This window comes from Psychrobacter sp. AOP31-B2-9, from assembly GCF_052378005.1.
In the GTDB taxonomy this organism is placed as follows: Bacteria; Pseudomonadota; Gammaproteobacteria; order Pseudomonadales; family Moraxellaceae; genus Psychrobacter.
On record NZ_JBQSXG010000087.1, the window covers coordinates 1 to 13,043 of the forward strand.

A 13,043-nucleotide genomic window follows, 5' to 3' on the forward strand; every position below is an offset into this window, starting at 1 on the left:
GTAAGCCTTCATAGTATTTGGCTTATCAGGGTCTAAACCGCTTTGATTTAGGGTGCTGACATTATGGCGCGGATGTAATTTTCTGTAAACTATGTAATAATCTAGGCTTAAAACCACATATTTTATGTGGTTTTAAATACTTGTGTTGATTTAGCTTAAACATTATACTGTTAAATATATTGTAATTGTTAATAGTTTAGAATTTTTGTTTTTATCTTATTGCCATTTTATTAGGGCTAATAGAGTGGTTATTGCTTCGCTTCTTGTTGGTTTTTTTGGTACTACTTTGTATTTAATCAAGTGTTTGCAGCTTTTAAGAATAGTGATGACAAACATAAATGAATATTGGTATCAAAAAGGCTCAATCTTATGGGTAACGCAGGGCTAGTAGCTAAGTTAATTGAATATATTCAATAGATAAATATCTCTGATATAACATACAGGGTGTTTGTCTTGATAGTGAACTGTGCTGGTAAGCCCTTATTTTTAGGGAGTTTGGTATGATTACTGAACATCTAGTAGACATGTCCCGCTTGCAGTTTGCGGTGACAGCGCTTTACCATTTTTTGTTTATTCCACTCACGTTAGGCATGGTTTGGCTCCTGGTGATTATGGAGGCTGTCTATGTAACCACAGGGTTACAAGTGTGGAAGGATATGACGCGTTATTGGGGCAAGTTATTTGGTATTAACTTTGCGCTTGGTGTCACGACAGGCATCACCATGGAGTTTCAATTCGGCACCAACTGGTCTTATTATTCACAGTATGTAGGCGATATTTTTGGTGCGCCGCTTGCCATTGAGGGGCTGATGGCCTTCTTTCTTGAATCCACAATGGTAGGGTTATTCTTTTTTGGTTGGGACAGACTGTCTCGCTTTCAACATTTAGTTGTTACTGTCTTGATGGCAGTCGGAACCAATCTTTCAGCATTATGGATTTTGATTGCCAACGGCTGGATGCAAAGCCCTGTCGGTGCTGAATTTAATTATCAAACCATGCGCATGGAAATGGTTGATGTTTCAGCCATTCTATTTAACCCGGATGCCCAGAATAAATTTGTACATACGGTATCGGCAGGTTATGTCGTGGGATCATTGTTTGTATTGTCTATTTCAGCCTTATACTTACTGCGCAAACGAGACGTTGAATTTGCCAAGCGCAGTTTTCAGGTAGCAGCGGCTTTTGGTCTGGCGTCTATTTGTAGTGTGATTGTATTGGGTGATGAATCAGGCTACTCCGTTGGTAAAGCCCAACAAACCAAATTGGCGACGATGGAAGCGATGTGGCACACTGAGCCTGCGCCAGCACCGTTCAATTTGATTGCTAGTATTAACGAAGAAGAGCAGAAAAATAACTGGGAAGTGCAGATTCCTTATGCGATGGGACTGATCGGTACGCGTTCTTTGGATACAGAAATCCCTGGTATACATGATATTAAAGAGCTAAACCGTGAACGCATTACCACTGGTATCACTGCGGTAGGACTATTAGAGCAACTGCGTGAAACGCCAGATGATATGGCATTAAGGGCTGAGTTTGATAAGGTCAAAGATGACTTAGGATTTGGACTTCTACTTAAAAAATATACCGCTGATGTCTCACAGGCCACACCTGAAATGATTCAGAAAGCCGCAGATGACACCATTCCTAAGGTAGCGCCGATGTTTTGGTCTTTCCGTATCATGGTAGGGCTTGGATTCTTAATGTTGGCGTTATTCTTAACCAGCTTGTGGTTTACTTTTAAAGGAACGTTTGCTGAAAAAACATGGCTACTTAAATGGGCTGTTGTGATGTTACCAGCACCTTGGATAGCAGCTGAGCTTGGTTGGTTTGTCGCTGAATATGGTCGTCAGCCTTGGACTATTTATGGTGTACTGCCAACTTATGTATCAACATCGAATATCGGTGTGGCGAATGTTTATTGGTCGCTTGCTGGGTTTGTTGGGTTTTATACCGTCTTGTTGATTATCGAGATGTACTTGATGATTAAATACGTGAAGTTAGGGCCAGCAAGTTTGGGTACAGGACGTTATGATGGCGAGACACCTCGCAATGTAACGCCGACTGCCGCGGATCAGGAGGTGACTCATGTTGTTTGATTATGAAACATTAAAAATAATGTGGTGGCTGATCGTTGGTGTACTGCTAATTGGTTTTGCCATTATGGATGGGCATGATATGGGGGTTTGTACCCTGTTGCCATTCATTGGTAAAAATGATGAAGAACGCCGTCTAGTTATTAATACGATTGGACCACATTGGGAAGGCAACCAAGTTTGGTTTATTACTGCAGGTGGTGCATTATTTGCTGCTTGGCCGATGGTGTATGCAACGGCGTTCAGTGGTTTTTATTGGGCGATGATGGCAGTTCTATGGGCACTATTTTTTCGACCAGTTGGGTTTAAGTACCGTAGCATGGTTAAAGATCAAAGATGGCGTAACGCCTGGGACTGGGGACTGTTTGTAGGCTCATTTGTACCTGCAGTGGTCTTCGGTGTTGCTTTTGGTAATCTATTTTTGGGTGTGCCATTTAGCTTTGATAATACGTTACGATCGACTTATACAGGCAATTTTTGGCAACTATTAAGTCCATTTGCTATTCTTTGTGGTTTAGTCAGTGCTACCATGTTAATCATGCAAGGCGGTACCTATTTAGCGCATCGTACAGAAGGTCTTATTCAGACACGTACGATTCGTTACACCATGATTTCTGCTGTGGTGATGGTGGCATTGTTTGTTGGCGCTGGATTTTGGGTACAAACGCTTGATGGTTATGTCATTACATCAACAATTGATCCAGCTGGCTTACCGAATGTGCTTAGCAAAGAAGTGGTTTCGCAGCCTGGTGGTTGGATGACTAACTTTGCGACTTATCCAGTGGCGTGGGTCTTCCCTGCATTGGGTGTATTGATGGCATTAGTAACGGCTATGTTATTAAAAATCGGCAAAACACTGACAGCGTTTGTTAGCTCAAGTATTGCCGTATTAGGTGTTATCATGACGGCAGGTATCGCATTATTCCCATTCATTATGCCATCATCAACCTTTCCAAACTCTAGCTTGACGATTTGGGATAGTGTCTCTAGTCACTTAACACTAATGATTATGCTCTATGCTGTGGCTATTTTTGTACCACTCATTGTGATCTATACCAGTTGGGCGTATAGCGTCATGCGCGGTAAAGTCACTGCCGCTTATATCCGTGAAAATGATCACACGCTTTACTAAACGGTCTACTAATTTGGAGAGAACAATATGTGGTATTTCGCCTGGGTATTGGGGTTAGGATTCGCGGTGTTATTGGCCATTGTTAATGCAATTTGGTTAGAGCATGAGCAAGGTCGCTTAGAGTCATTTTCTCCTAAACAGAAACAGCAGGAAACACCTGAACCTGAGAAACTACCTGAGTAAAGCAGTGGTCAATTATTCTGGTAAAGCGCCTGAATGATAGCTGTTTTTATAATAGGTTTTATTGGTTAGATACAAAGTGAGCTCAGATGAGCTCACTTTTTTTTGTTAAGATAGGCGCACCAAGCCGTTTAATCGATATTTTTTATCAATATAATAAAGAGTCATGACTATGAGTACTAAAAACGAACAACTTTTTGCCCAAGCTCGCAAGCATATTCCGGGCGGCGTTAACTCACCTGTTCGCGCGTTTGCTGGGGTAGGTGGCACGCCTATTTTTATGCACCGTGCCAACGGCAGTAAAATTTATGACACTGAAGACAACGCCTATATTGATTATGTTGGGTCTTGGGGACCAATGATTTTAGGCCATGCGCATCCCAAAGTAATCGATGCCGTTAAAAAAGCAGCCGATGATGGCTTAAGTTTTGGTACGCCTACGCCATTTGAAACCACCGTGGCTGATAAAATTTGCGAAATTGTTCCTAGTGTGGAGATGATTCGTATGACCAGCTCTGGGACAGAAGCAACCATGAGCGCGATTCGCTTGGCTCGTGGCTATACGCAGCGTGACAAAATCGTTAAGTTTGAAGGTTGCTATCATGGTCACTCAGACAGCTTATTGGTAAAAGCGGGCTCAGGCATGCTTGATATTGGTGAGCCAACATCAAAAGGTGTTCCAGCTGACTTTGCCAAGCACACGATTACGATTCCTTATAATGACCCACAAGCGATTAAGGATTGTTTTGCAAAATGGGGCGAAGAGATTGCCTGTGTTATCTTAGAGCCAATCGCTGGTAACATGAACATGGTCATTCCAACACAAGACTTCCATGATACGTTGCGTGCCGAATGTACTGCTAATGGTGCGGTATTGATTTTTGATGAAGTGATGACTGGCTTCCGTGTTGGTCTTGGCGGCGCACAAGCACACTTCGGTATTACTCCTGATTTGACTTGCTTTGGTAAAATCATCGGTGCAGGTCTACCAGTTGGTGCTTTCGGTGGTAAGGAAGCCGTTATGTCTTGTATCGCCCCACTTGGTGGTGTCTATCAAGCTGGCACGTTATCAGGTAACCCGTTAGCAATGCGTGCTGGTATCGCTATGTTTGAAGACTTAACGGTAGAAGGTTTTTATGATGAATTGGCAGCGAAAGTAGATCGTCTAGTAGACGGTTTTCAAGAGGCTGCCGATAAGCATGGTATCAACCTACGCACCAATAAACTGGGTGGCATGTTTGGCATGTTCTTCGTCAAAGACGCAGCGACTGATACACCTAGCAACTTTGATGACGTGACAGAGTGCGATATGGAAGTGTTTAATACTTTCTTCCACGGTATGCTGGATCGTGGTATTTATTTGGCACCATCTGCCTATGAAGCAGGTTTTATGTCAATCAAGCATAGCGATGAAGATATTGATGCGTCAATCAAAGCTGCTGATGAGATATTTGCAGAAATGGCAAAGGCTTAGCTTTATAAGTAATCGCTTTCGGCATTAAAATAAAAACCAGCCACTGTGCTGGTTTTTTTATGCCCTAATATTTAAATGTTCAACAGACCCTAGCAAAAACCATGATTTCTTCGTCTATAAAATAGATAAAAAGTTGTATTAGTCTGAGATGAGCGGACAATAACCAAGCATTGAATTTTATCGTGCTTTATCAAACTTACGGTCTTTTAGACTCAAGTTACCACGTAGCACATCGCTATACATTCGAAAATCACTGGCAAAGCTTTTTAATGGAAACTTAAAAGAAGCTGGTTTGTTTTTTTCAAAGAAAAAATGCCCAACCCACGCGCAAGCATATCCTGCGGCAATCCCTTTTAATACTGGTTTTGGTGAGCGGTCTTTTATTGATTTTGCCAAGCCTAATAAGCCAAAACTACTGCCTGCGAAGTGCAATCTTCGGCACGCCATGTTTTGATGCTCGTCCAAGTAGAAATCATAAAATTTTTGTTTGATGGGTGTACTAGCTTTCATTATACTCTTGCTAGATTGAGCACCAGTGGCTTTGACCTTACTTTGTGTGGCAGTTTGGTTCATTTTTAGCTTCCTTGCTAATGGCTGATATAGTACAAAGTTAAATGGCTATTGCTAATTGACAAGCACTCCATACGCCTTAAAAATCCTTTTATTTGCTGCATACTTATAAATAGTCAGTAAGTCACTGTTATTTATTATAATATGAGTGGCTTTCAATGTAGCAAACCAATATTATTAACACAAGTATTAGATGTGACGTTGGATTTTATCAAGTAGCTTATGATGTGCTTGCGATTTCAGCTTGATTTTGCGTCACTTGCCAGTGTTTGGCATAAATGCTTTAATGGCAAAACCTTATTGATGTGTGTGGGTTTCGCTGTCTTTTGTACTTGTGATGTTTGCACACTAATTTTCTGATGCTAGCTTCTGTTCTTTCATTTATCTTACACGGTAACGATGTCACTTATGCCTATTGAACACCTTACAAACCTACCACTTGCTGATGACGAAATGATGGCAGCCATTGATATTGGTTCCAACAGTTTTCACTTAGCCATTGCGCGTCTTGATCATGGTGAGGTGCGAAAAGTAGTCTCTATGTCTGAAAAGGTGCAGCTCGCTGCGGGATTGGACGAAAATAAAATTTTAAGTGCGGCAGCCGAAAAGCGCGGGCTTGAGTGTTTGAGCCGTTTCGTGGCACGTTTAGACTCGGTGCCACCTGAGCGTATTCGAATCGTAGCGACCAACGCATTGCGACAAGCCAAAAATGCAAATGATTTTATTGCACGTGCTAATAAGATTTTGCCAAAGCCTATTGAGATCATTGCAGGACGTGAAGAAGCGAGGCTGATTTACTTGGGAGTCTCGCATACCAATGCTAGTAGCGATAAACGCTTAGTGATGGACATTGGTGGTGGCTCGACAGAGTTTATTATCGGTCAAGAGTTCGATCCGCTATTAACCGAAAGCTTGCAGATGGGCTGTGTTTCTTTTACACAAAAATACTTTGCTGACGGACTGGTTACTAAAGAGGCTTTTAACAGTGCTATTTCGGGCGCGCGCAAAGAAGTGTTGGCTATTAATGGTCGTTATCAAAAAACAGGCTGGAGTAGTGTGGTTGGCTCAAGCGGCACGATCAAAGCAGTACGTAATGTTTTAGTGTCTAAAGGGTGGGCTGATGAGCAGGAGCGTATCACTTATAAAGGTGTCAAAAAACTAGAAAAGCTGCTGACTAAGATTGGTAACGTTAGTGATATTAATTTAGAAGGTGTTAAAGAACATCGTAAAGCAGTATTTCCAGCAGGTGTTGCCGTATTGCGTGCAGTCATGAAGGTGCTAGGTGTTGAGACCATTACTTATTCAGATGGTGCGCTACGTGAAGGGGTGATGTACGATATGCTTGGCCGCTTTGTTAGCGAAGATGTGCGTGACCGTAGTGTGTTAGCACTAATAAAACGCTATTCAGGCGACAAAAAGCAAGCTAAGCAAGTTGTCAAGACCAGCCGTCATTTGTTTGATCAGGTGCAGGAAAAGCTTGATCTCAGTAGCGATGACGGTGATTTGCTCAGACGTGCCGCGTTTTTGCATGAGATAGGACTGGCGATCAGTCATAGTAGTTACCATAAGCACAGTGCTTATTTGCTCGAATATTCAGATATTCCAGGGTTTTCGCAAGTCGATCAAAAACGTATGGCGCAGTTAATGCTCAATCATCGCCGTAAGCTCAAAGCCGATATGCTTGAGCAAACCTGTACTATCGGTGGTGATCAGCTCGTGTATCTTTGCTTACTATTACGGTTGGCAGTACTGGCGCATCATAGCCGCAGTGATTATGAATTGCCAGAATTACAATTAACAGTTGTGGATGATAACTGTTGGCAAATTACCGTTACCAATAGTAGTGAGCACTACGCCTTCTTATTGCCTGATCTACATACTGAGGTTGATCAGTTCGCTAAGTGGGGCGTGAAGCTGAGCGTAGTCGAAGCTTAGGGACAATAAAAATTACTGTTGTGAGTATTAAGCTACAGTTTGCCGTAACAAAAGCAGCTCTGTCGATAATGTCATACCATATAAGATGTGCTACTATAGCCTTTATTGAGTTTACAACTGTACTTTTATTGTCTGAACATCGATAATGATGCCATTGTTGAATATAATTATTAAAGGGAAAGGTCTATGAGCACTGTCTGGGATAGTGTGCAGCTTGCACGACATGCCAAGCGTCCATTATTTATGGACTATGTTAATCAGCTGTTTACCGAGTTTGATGAGTTGCATGGCGATCGTGCTTATGCTGATGATAAAGCAATACTGGGTGGTTTGGCTCGTTTTGACGGTCAGCCTGTGATGGTTATTGGTCAGCATCGCGGCCGTAGTACTCGTGAGCGGATTGCTCATAACTTCGGTATGGCAAATCCAGAAGGTTATCGCAAAGTGATTCGTTTGGTCAAAATGGCTGAACGCTTTAATATTCCTGTAATGACTTTTGTGGATACCCAAGGTGCATATCCTGGAATCGGTGCTGAAGAACGTGGACAGGCGCAAGCCATCGCAGAAAGTATCGCAGTATTTTCCAGCTTAAAAGTGCCTATCATTGTGACCATTATCGGCGAAGGCGGTTCAGGTGGTGCATTAGCCATCGGTGTGGGTGATAAAGTAAATATGCTGCAAAACAGTATCTACTCGGTTATCTCTCCTGAAGGTTGTGCTTCTATCTTGTGGAAAACAGCTGAAAAAGCACAAGATGCCAGTGAGGCACTTAAGTTAAATGCTATCAATCTATATCAAATGGGTTTGATTGATGCAGTAATTGAAGAAGGCGAGGGCGCACATGTGCAGCCGCAACCTGTTATGAATGCATTAAAAGCTCTTATTGCTGAGCAATTAGATGAGCTCAAAGATTTGGATGCACAAGAGCGTTGCGAGCTACGTTACCAAAAACTTAAATCATTCAACTCTGAAGTGATGTTACCTGCCTAGTCGGCTAGTATTGCATCAACCTGATATTAAACGTAACGAATACGTGGCATTTAATATTAGATATTGAGCTTAGTGTTAAAATAAAAACGTGTCATTTAATGGCGCGTTTTTTTGTGTCGATAAGTCTGTGTTTTGATTACCCTAGTAACTCCACAAATAATAGCAAGCAAATAAGGCTGACTATGACCAGCAGTGCAATCCTCTCTTACGCTATCAAGCCAATCGCTGAATTACCTGTTGATGCTAAGCTAGCAGTGGCGTTTTTAGATAGCATGGCTGAGTACAGTGAACAGCTACACGGACGCCGCATTTGGCTAGCCTGTAGTGGTGGCCGTGATTCATTGGCATTAGCCGCACTGTGTGTGCAGCTTTATCGACAAGGTAAACTGTCATTTTTACCACAGCTTTTACATGTGAATCATGGCCTGCAAGCAGATAGTGGGACTTGGGCAACACATGTCGCTGATTGGGCAGCGATGCAACAGATACCGTGTCAAGTTTTACAAGCGCAAGTGAACGGTCATGATGAGCAAGCGGCGCGGCAGGCCCGTTATGATGTGATGCGCGCATGTCTTAACCAAGATGATGTTTTATTGTTAGCGCATCACGCCGACGACCAAGCAGAAACGGTACTGATGCGATTAATTCAAGGGGCTGGAGTAAATGGGCTGTCAGGTATGCAGCCGTGGAGTGTACACACACAGGGCGCACATCGTATCGTATTATGGCGACCTTGGCTCACTATACAGCGCGCTGATATTAGTGCCTACGCCACGCGCTTACAGTTACCATATATTGATGACCCAACCAATGATACTGGTGATAATGTCCGTAGTGGACTGCGCCGTGATGTCATGCCCGCATTGGCACAATATAATTCCAATGTAATTGATAATATTGCTCGTAGCGCACAGTTACTGCGTGATGCGCAGTCAATTATTAGCGCACAAGCGGTAGAGGATTTACAGCAGACAATAGTGCCATCATTACAGCTACCACCTGTACAGCATGTGTTAAATATAGATAAGCTACAAAGATTGCCACTTTATCGCCAACGTCAATTATTGCACTATTGGCTTGGTCAAGACGAACCGTTACCGCCTGCGAAACAACTGATAGATGATGTATTGAACTTAGCACAGCGCACTGACCAAAACCATCAGACGAAGCTGTTTTGGCAAGGTCGCAAACGCGCCTATACTATCCGTCGATACCGTCAGCAGTTGTACAGGCTGAGCTGTGAATGGTTGGCATGGTTTGAGATACCGCTGAAGGAGCAAATGCAGATATTACCTCAGCCTTCTTTACCTGATATGGATGTCGCGGTTGACCGACCTGTATGTATGACCGTACGTCATGGTCAAAGTATCAAGTGGCAATTACAGCTTCAGACAGATGCATTGGATCAAGTCCTACTAGCTGGTGATAAAGCACTATTGAACAGTAATAAAGAATTATTGAACAGTGATAAGGATGCAGTAGTGCTTGAGACTGTAAGCCCAGCGGTATTAAAAATAACCCCATTACTTCGTCATCAGCGCGTAAAAACAGCCCTAGCATCTCGCCCACAATCTGGCAAGAAGCTCTATCAAACGCTCGGTATTCCATCATGGTTGCGTGAAAGTTTGATCGTGATTAGTGTTGTTTTGCCAGCGAGCAAAGAGTCATTGCCTGTGGAGTTGCCTTTATTGTTGATATCGCCTTTTGAGAGTTGGTTATTGAGTAGTATTACCTCAAATGCTGATGACTCAAATATAGATAAATTAACTTTTGGTAATCAATTGACCAAACTGATAGTAAGCAAGCTAAATCTGAATGCAAAACCCTAGGCCTAATGAGGCTTCAGGAGTCGTTTGATAGTGGCATTAAAGTCTTTTAGTTTATTGAGTTTTTTATAATATATTGACAGTGATGGCTTATTGAATTTATCAAACGGCTCCAGTAGCAGTATGATAAACTGGACGTCATTTTACATAAGCTTATGTTAGTTTGAGTATTTTTAAGTTTTGGCAAAAGGGAGTAGCAATGTCAGTATTAGACAATAAAAAAATAAGTTTTATCGGTGGCGGCAACATGGCAAGAGCGCTTATTAGCGGTCTGATTGGCTGCGGTGTCAAGCCTGAGCTTATTACGGTATCAGCGCCTAGCGAAGAGACACGTGCGCAGTATGATAAGCAGCAAATGAATACGGTTGATGCCAGCAAAAACCCCAAAGCTGCTGTAACTGGCGCAGACGTCGTCATACTGGCGGTCAAGCCACAAGTCATGAGACAGGTCGTTGGTGAGTTTGCAGATGCTTTAGACAATCAGCTGGTGATTTCGGTAGCAGCAGGATTGTCGACCGCACTTTTATCTGACATGTTAGGTGGTTACGATAATATTGTGCGTGCGATGCCAAACACGCCTTCTATGATTCAAATGGGTGCGACAGGGCTGTATGGTACTGGCGATATTTCTGCGGAACAAAAGCAGCTAGCAACCGCAGTGTTAGAGGCTTCTGGGTTGGTTATTTGGGTCAATGACGAAGAGCAGATGCATGCAGTAACTGCCGTATCGGGGTCAGCGCCAGCTTATATGTTCTACTTTCTTGAGTCCATGATCGATGGCGCAGTTGCGTTAGGTCTAGACAAAGAACAAGCGTCAGCATTGGCGATGCAAACCATGCTAGGCGCTGCAAAAATGGCAATGAATAGTGACGACGCACCTGCTGAATTACGCCGTCAGGTTACCTCGCCTAAAGGTACGACTCAAGCCGCAGTTGAATCGATGCAAGCCAATGAGATCGGCCGCCAAATTGGTGAGGCTATGAAAGCTTGCTCTGACCGTAGCCAAGCGCTTAGTGAAGAGATGAGCAAATAGTTCTGCATACCTGAGGTGTGTCATTGTCTATTTTGCAATGATACGCCTAAGCAGTAATACCAAGTATCTGACCATGACGTTTGTCATCTTAAGACCTGTTAATAATGTCACATAGAGTAGCACTTCATGAACAATATGTTATTTCAAATCTTTGATTTGGTCACCACCTTCGCCATGATGTTGGTATTTATTCGTTTTATGCTGCAGTTTGCGGGTATGGATGCCAGTAATCCTATGATTGCACCTGCTTATAAAGCGACTCATATCGTCGATGTCTTTGGGCGTATTTTTCCAACCGTTGGTCAAGGTCGTATCAGTATTGCGGCGATTGTACTGATGTTTTTGATCCGTTTGATTGACATCTCTGGTAAAGCAGCATTGACGCACCATGGTATTGCTCCTGTACCGTTATTTTTTACTGGTACTACTAGCTTGGTTCTAGACTTTTTGCGTATGTGTCGCTACTTGGTGATCGGGTCTATTATCGTTAGTTGGATTGTCGTATTTACGCAATCTCAGCATCCGATTATTGGTATTATTATTAATCTTGCAGAGCCAATCTTGGCACCGTTTCGTCGTATTACACCAAACTTAGGCATGCTTGATTTATCACCGATGGTAGCTTTCTTGGCGTTCTATTTACTTGAGATATTTATAGGTGGTTTGGCAGCGAGCTTTGTGCCCATGTTAGGTTAAATCAAGACCTAACACTCTCTAAGAATGATTGGTAGCCCAAAAAAAGGCGCTCTATATAGATAGAGCACCTTTTTTATATCTACTTATTGTTTAATAAGCACAGAGCAAATCAGTGGTGAAAAAAACGATTGGGTATCAATTGGGCATTGCTATCATCAGGGTGCGGTGCATCAGCTGCGCGTAGTGTTTGAGTAATCCAGTTGTCTGCGGCCTTCACTGCATCAACAAGGTCGTCGCTCAACGCTAAGCGTCCAGCGATAAAGCTGGCTAATGAGCAGCCTGAGCCGTGAAACTCACCTGCTAAGCGCGGCAAAGTGCTCTGGTGTACCATTTCACCTTTCACATATAGATATTGCTTGATATCACCGCTATCAAAATCATGTGATGTTTTGACCAACACGGCATGGGTACCTTGGGCACATAGTTTTTGCGCACCAATATGTAAGTCTTGCTCACCACTTAAGGCACGTAGCTCATGAGTATTTGGGGTGATTAAGGTTGCATAGGGGAGCAGTGCTCTAAACGCAGTGACTAAGGTTTGCTCATCACCCAAGCTGCCACCGCTATTGGCGACCAATACTGGGTCTAACACAAAAGGTGTATCAGCAGTGATAACCTGCTTGGCAAACAATTGAGTCAGCATGGCAATGTTATCTGTGGTACCTAGCATACCTGACTTAATGACACTGACAGGTAAATCACCGAGCACTGCTTCAGCTTGCTGTTTTACCAAGCTTGCAGCACAAGCATCAAAGCCAAATACCTGCTGTGAGTTTTGTATAGTAATTGCCGTGCAGGCGATAGCTGCATGAGCACCTGCTTGGCCGATGGCTTCAATGTCTGCTTGTAATCCAGCCCCGCCTGAAGGATCCAATCCTGAAAAACACAACACCACTGGTCGCATAAAATGTCCTTTAATATATTTTAAAATAAGTAAAACATGCGCATTATCGCCGATTTCTATCTTATCTAGATCACAGCTTTGATAAGCTAGTAGCGCTCTGTTATGTCTAGTTATGAATATTCTGATAAATACTATAGCCATCCATTGCTAAAAAAGCCATAGTAGAAAAGATATTGAACATAGACAACCAAGCTATAGATAAAAAAT

At 42.8% G+C, this 13,043-nt stretch carries 11 protein-coding genes; 9 read left to right on the plus strand and 2 right to left on the minus strand.

All coding sequences use genetic code 11. The features are described 5' to 3' along the window. The first annotated feature begins 500 nt into the window (after positions 1-500). The 4 genes from ACT3SX_RS10175 to hemL all read left to right on the plus strand — a co-directional run bounded on the left by ACT3SX_RS10175 (position 501) and on the right by hemL (position 4,882). Complete coding sequence (locus ACT3SX_RS10175; RefSeq protein WP_192992320.1) at positions 501-2,099, plus strand: cytochrome ubiquinol oxidase subunit I; 1,599 nt, start codon at positions 501-503, stop codon at positions 2,097-2,099. After that, complete coding sequence (gene cydB, locus ACT3SX_RS10180) at positions 2,092-3,228, plus strand: cytochrome d ubiquinol oxidase subunit II (protein ID WP_225739086.1); 1,137 nt, start codon at positions 2,092-2,094, stop codon at positions 3,226-3,228. Before ACT3SX_RS10175 ends, cydB begins: the two co-directional genes overlap by 8 nt. Before the next feature lie 27 nt (positions 3,229-3,255). After that, the gene (gene cydX / locus ACT3SX_RS10185; protein ID WP_192518583.1) at positions 3,256-3,411 is read left to right on the plus strand and encodes a cytochrome bd-I oxidase subunit CydX; all 156 of its coding nucleotides are present in this window, start codon (positions 3,256-3,258) and stop codon (positions 3,409-3,411) included. A gap of 169 nt (positions 3,412-3,580) precedes the next feature. After that, positions 3,581-4,882 carry a glutamate-1-semialdehyde 2,1-aminomutase gene (gene hemL, locus ACT3SX_RS10190; protein ID WP_192518582.1) on the plus strand — a complete coding sequence of 434 codons (1,302 nt, stop codon included), beginning with the start codon at positions 3,581-3,583 and terminating at the stop codon, positions 4,880-4,882. 177 nt (positions 4,883-5,059) lie between these two features. Here the strand turns inward: hemL and ACT3SX_RS10195 are convergent, their stop codons facing one another. Then, positions 5,060-5,392, minus strand: a complete 333-nt coding sequence (locus ACT3SX_RS10195) for a DUF962 domain-containing protein (RefSeq protein ID WP_192518589.1) — start codon at positions 5,390-5,392, stop codon at positions 5,060-5,062. 468 nt (positions 5,393-5,860) lie between these two features. Here ACT3SX_RS10195 and ppx point away from each other — a divergent pair, with 468 nt between their 5' ends. From ppx to ACT3SX_RS10220, 5 genes are all read left to right on the plus strand, one after another. Further along, on the plus strand, positions 5,861-7,387 hold the full coding sequence (gene ppx / locus ACT3SX_RS10200) for an exopolyphosphatase (protein WP_192518581.1): 1,527 nt from the start codon (positions 5,861-5,863) through the stop codon (positions 7,385-7,387). 186 nt (positions 7,388-7,573) lie between these two features. Next, the gene (locus tag ACT3SX_RS10205; protein WP_192518580.1) at positions 7,574-8,377 is read left to right on the plus strand and encodes an acetyl-CoA carboxylase carboxyltransferase subunit alpha; all 804 of its coding nucleotides are present in this window, start codon (positions 7,574-7,576) and stop codon (positions 8,375-8,377) included. A gap of 182 nt (positions 8,378-8,559) precedes the next feature. Beyond that, positions 8,560-10,206, plus strand: coding sequence for a tRNA lysidine(34) synthetase TilS (tilS, locus tag ACT3SX_RS10210; protein WP_192518579.1), 1,647 nt, complete (start codon positions 8,560-8,562; stop codon positions 10,204-10,206). A gap of 196 nt (positions 10,207-10,402) precedes the next feature. Then, positions 10,403-11,236 carry a pyrroline-5-carboxylate reductase gene (proC, locus tag ACT3SX_RS10215; RefSeq protein ID WP_192518578.1) on the plus strand — a complete coding sequence of 278 codons (834 nt, stop codon included), beginning with the start codon at positions 10,403-10,405 and terminating at the stop codon, positions 11,234-11,236. A gap of 126 nt (positions 11,237-11,362) precedes the next feature. Continuing rightward, entirely contained in the window at positions 11,363-11,932 is a 570-nt protein-coding gene (locus ACT3SX_RS10220) for a YggT family protein (protein WP_192518577.1), read from the plus strand. Between the two features lie 109 nt (positions 11,933-12,041). Here ACT3SX_RS10220 and ACT3SX_RS10225 read toward each other — a convergent pair whose 3' ends face one another. Continuing rightward, positions 12,042-12,836 (minus strand): hydroxymethylpyrimidine/phosphomethylpyrimidine kinase, encoded by a 795-nt coding sequence (locus ACT3SX_RS10225; protein WP_192518576.1) that lies wholly within the window; start codon positions 12,834-12,836, stop codon positions 12,042-12,044. Positions 12,837-13,043 lie beyond the last annotated feature (207 nt).

What these genes read in the sequence shown, in the direction of transcription:
- ACT3SX_RS10175 (WP_192992320.1), top strand. Translation starts at nt 501, where the DNA reads ATGATTACTGAACATCTAGTAGACATGTCCCGCTTGCAGTTTGCGGTG.
- ACT3SX_RS10220 (WP_192518577.1), top strand. Translation starts at nt 11,363, where the DNA reads ATGAACAATATGTTATTTCAAATCTTTGATTTGGTCACCACCTTCGCC.
- tilS (WP_192518579.1), top strand. Translation starts at nt 8,560, where the DNA reads ATGACCAGCAGTGCAATCCTCTCTTACGCTATCAAGCCAATCGCTGAA.
- ACT3SX_RS10205 (WP_192518580.1), top strand. Translation starts at nt 7,574, where the DNA reads ATGAGCACTGTCTGGGATAGTGTGCAGCTTGCACGACATGCCAAGCGT.
- proC (WP_192518578.1), top strand. Translation starts at nt 10,403, where the DNA reads ATGTCAGTATTAGACAATAAAAAAATAAGTTTTATCGGTGGCGGCAAC.
- ACT3SX_RS10195 (WP_192518589.1), bottom strand. Translation starts at nt 5,392, where the DNA reads ATGAAAGCTAGTACACCCATCAAACAAAAATTTTATGATTTCTACTTG.
- ACT3SX_RS10225 (WP_192518576.1), bottom strand. Translation starts at nt 12,836, where the DNA reads ATGCGACCAGTGGTGTTGTGTTTTTCAGGATTGGATCCTTCAGGCGGG.
- cydX (WP_192518583.1), top strand. Translation starts at nt 3,256, where the DNA reads ATGTGGTATTTCGCCTGGGTATTGGGGTTAGGATTCGCGGTGTTATTG.
- ppx (WP_192518581.1), top strand. Translation starts at nt 5,861, where the DNA reads ATGCCTATTGAACACCTTACAAACCTACCACTTGCTGATGACGAAATG.
- hemL (WP_192518582.1), top strand. Translation starts at nt 3,581, where the DNA reads ATGAGTACTAAAAACGAACAACTTTTTGCCCAAGCTCGCAAGCATATT.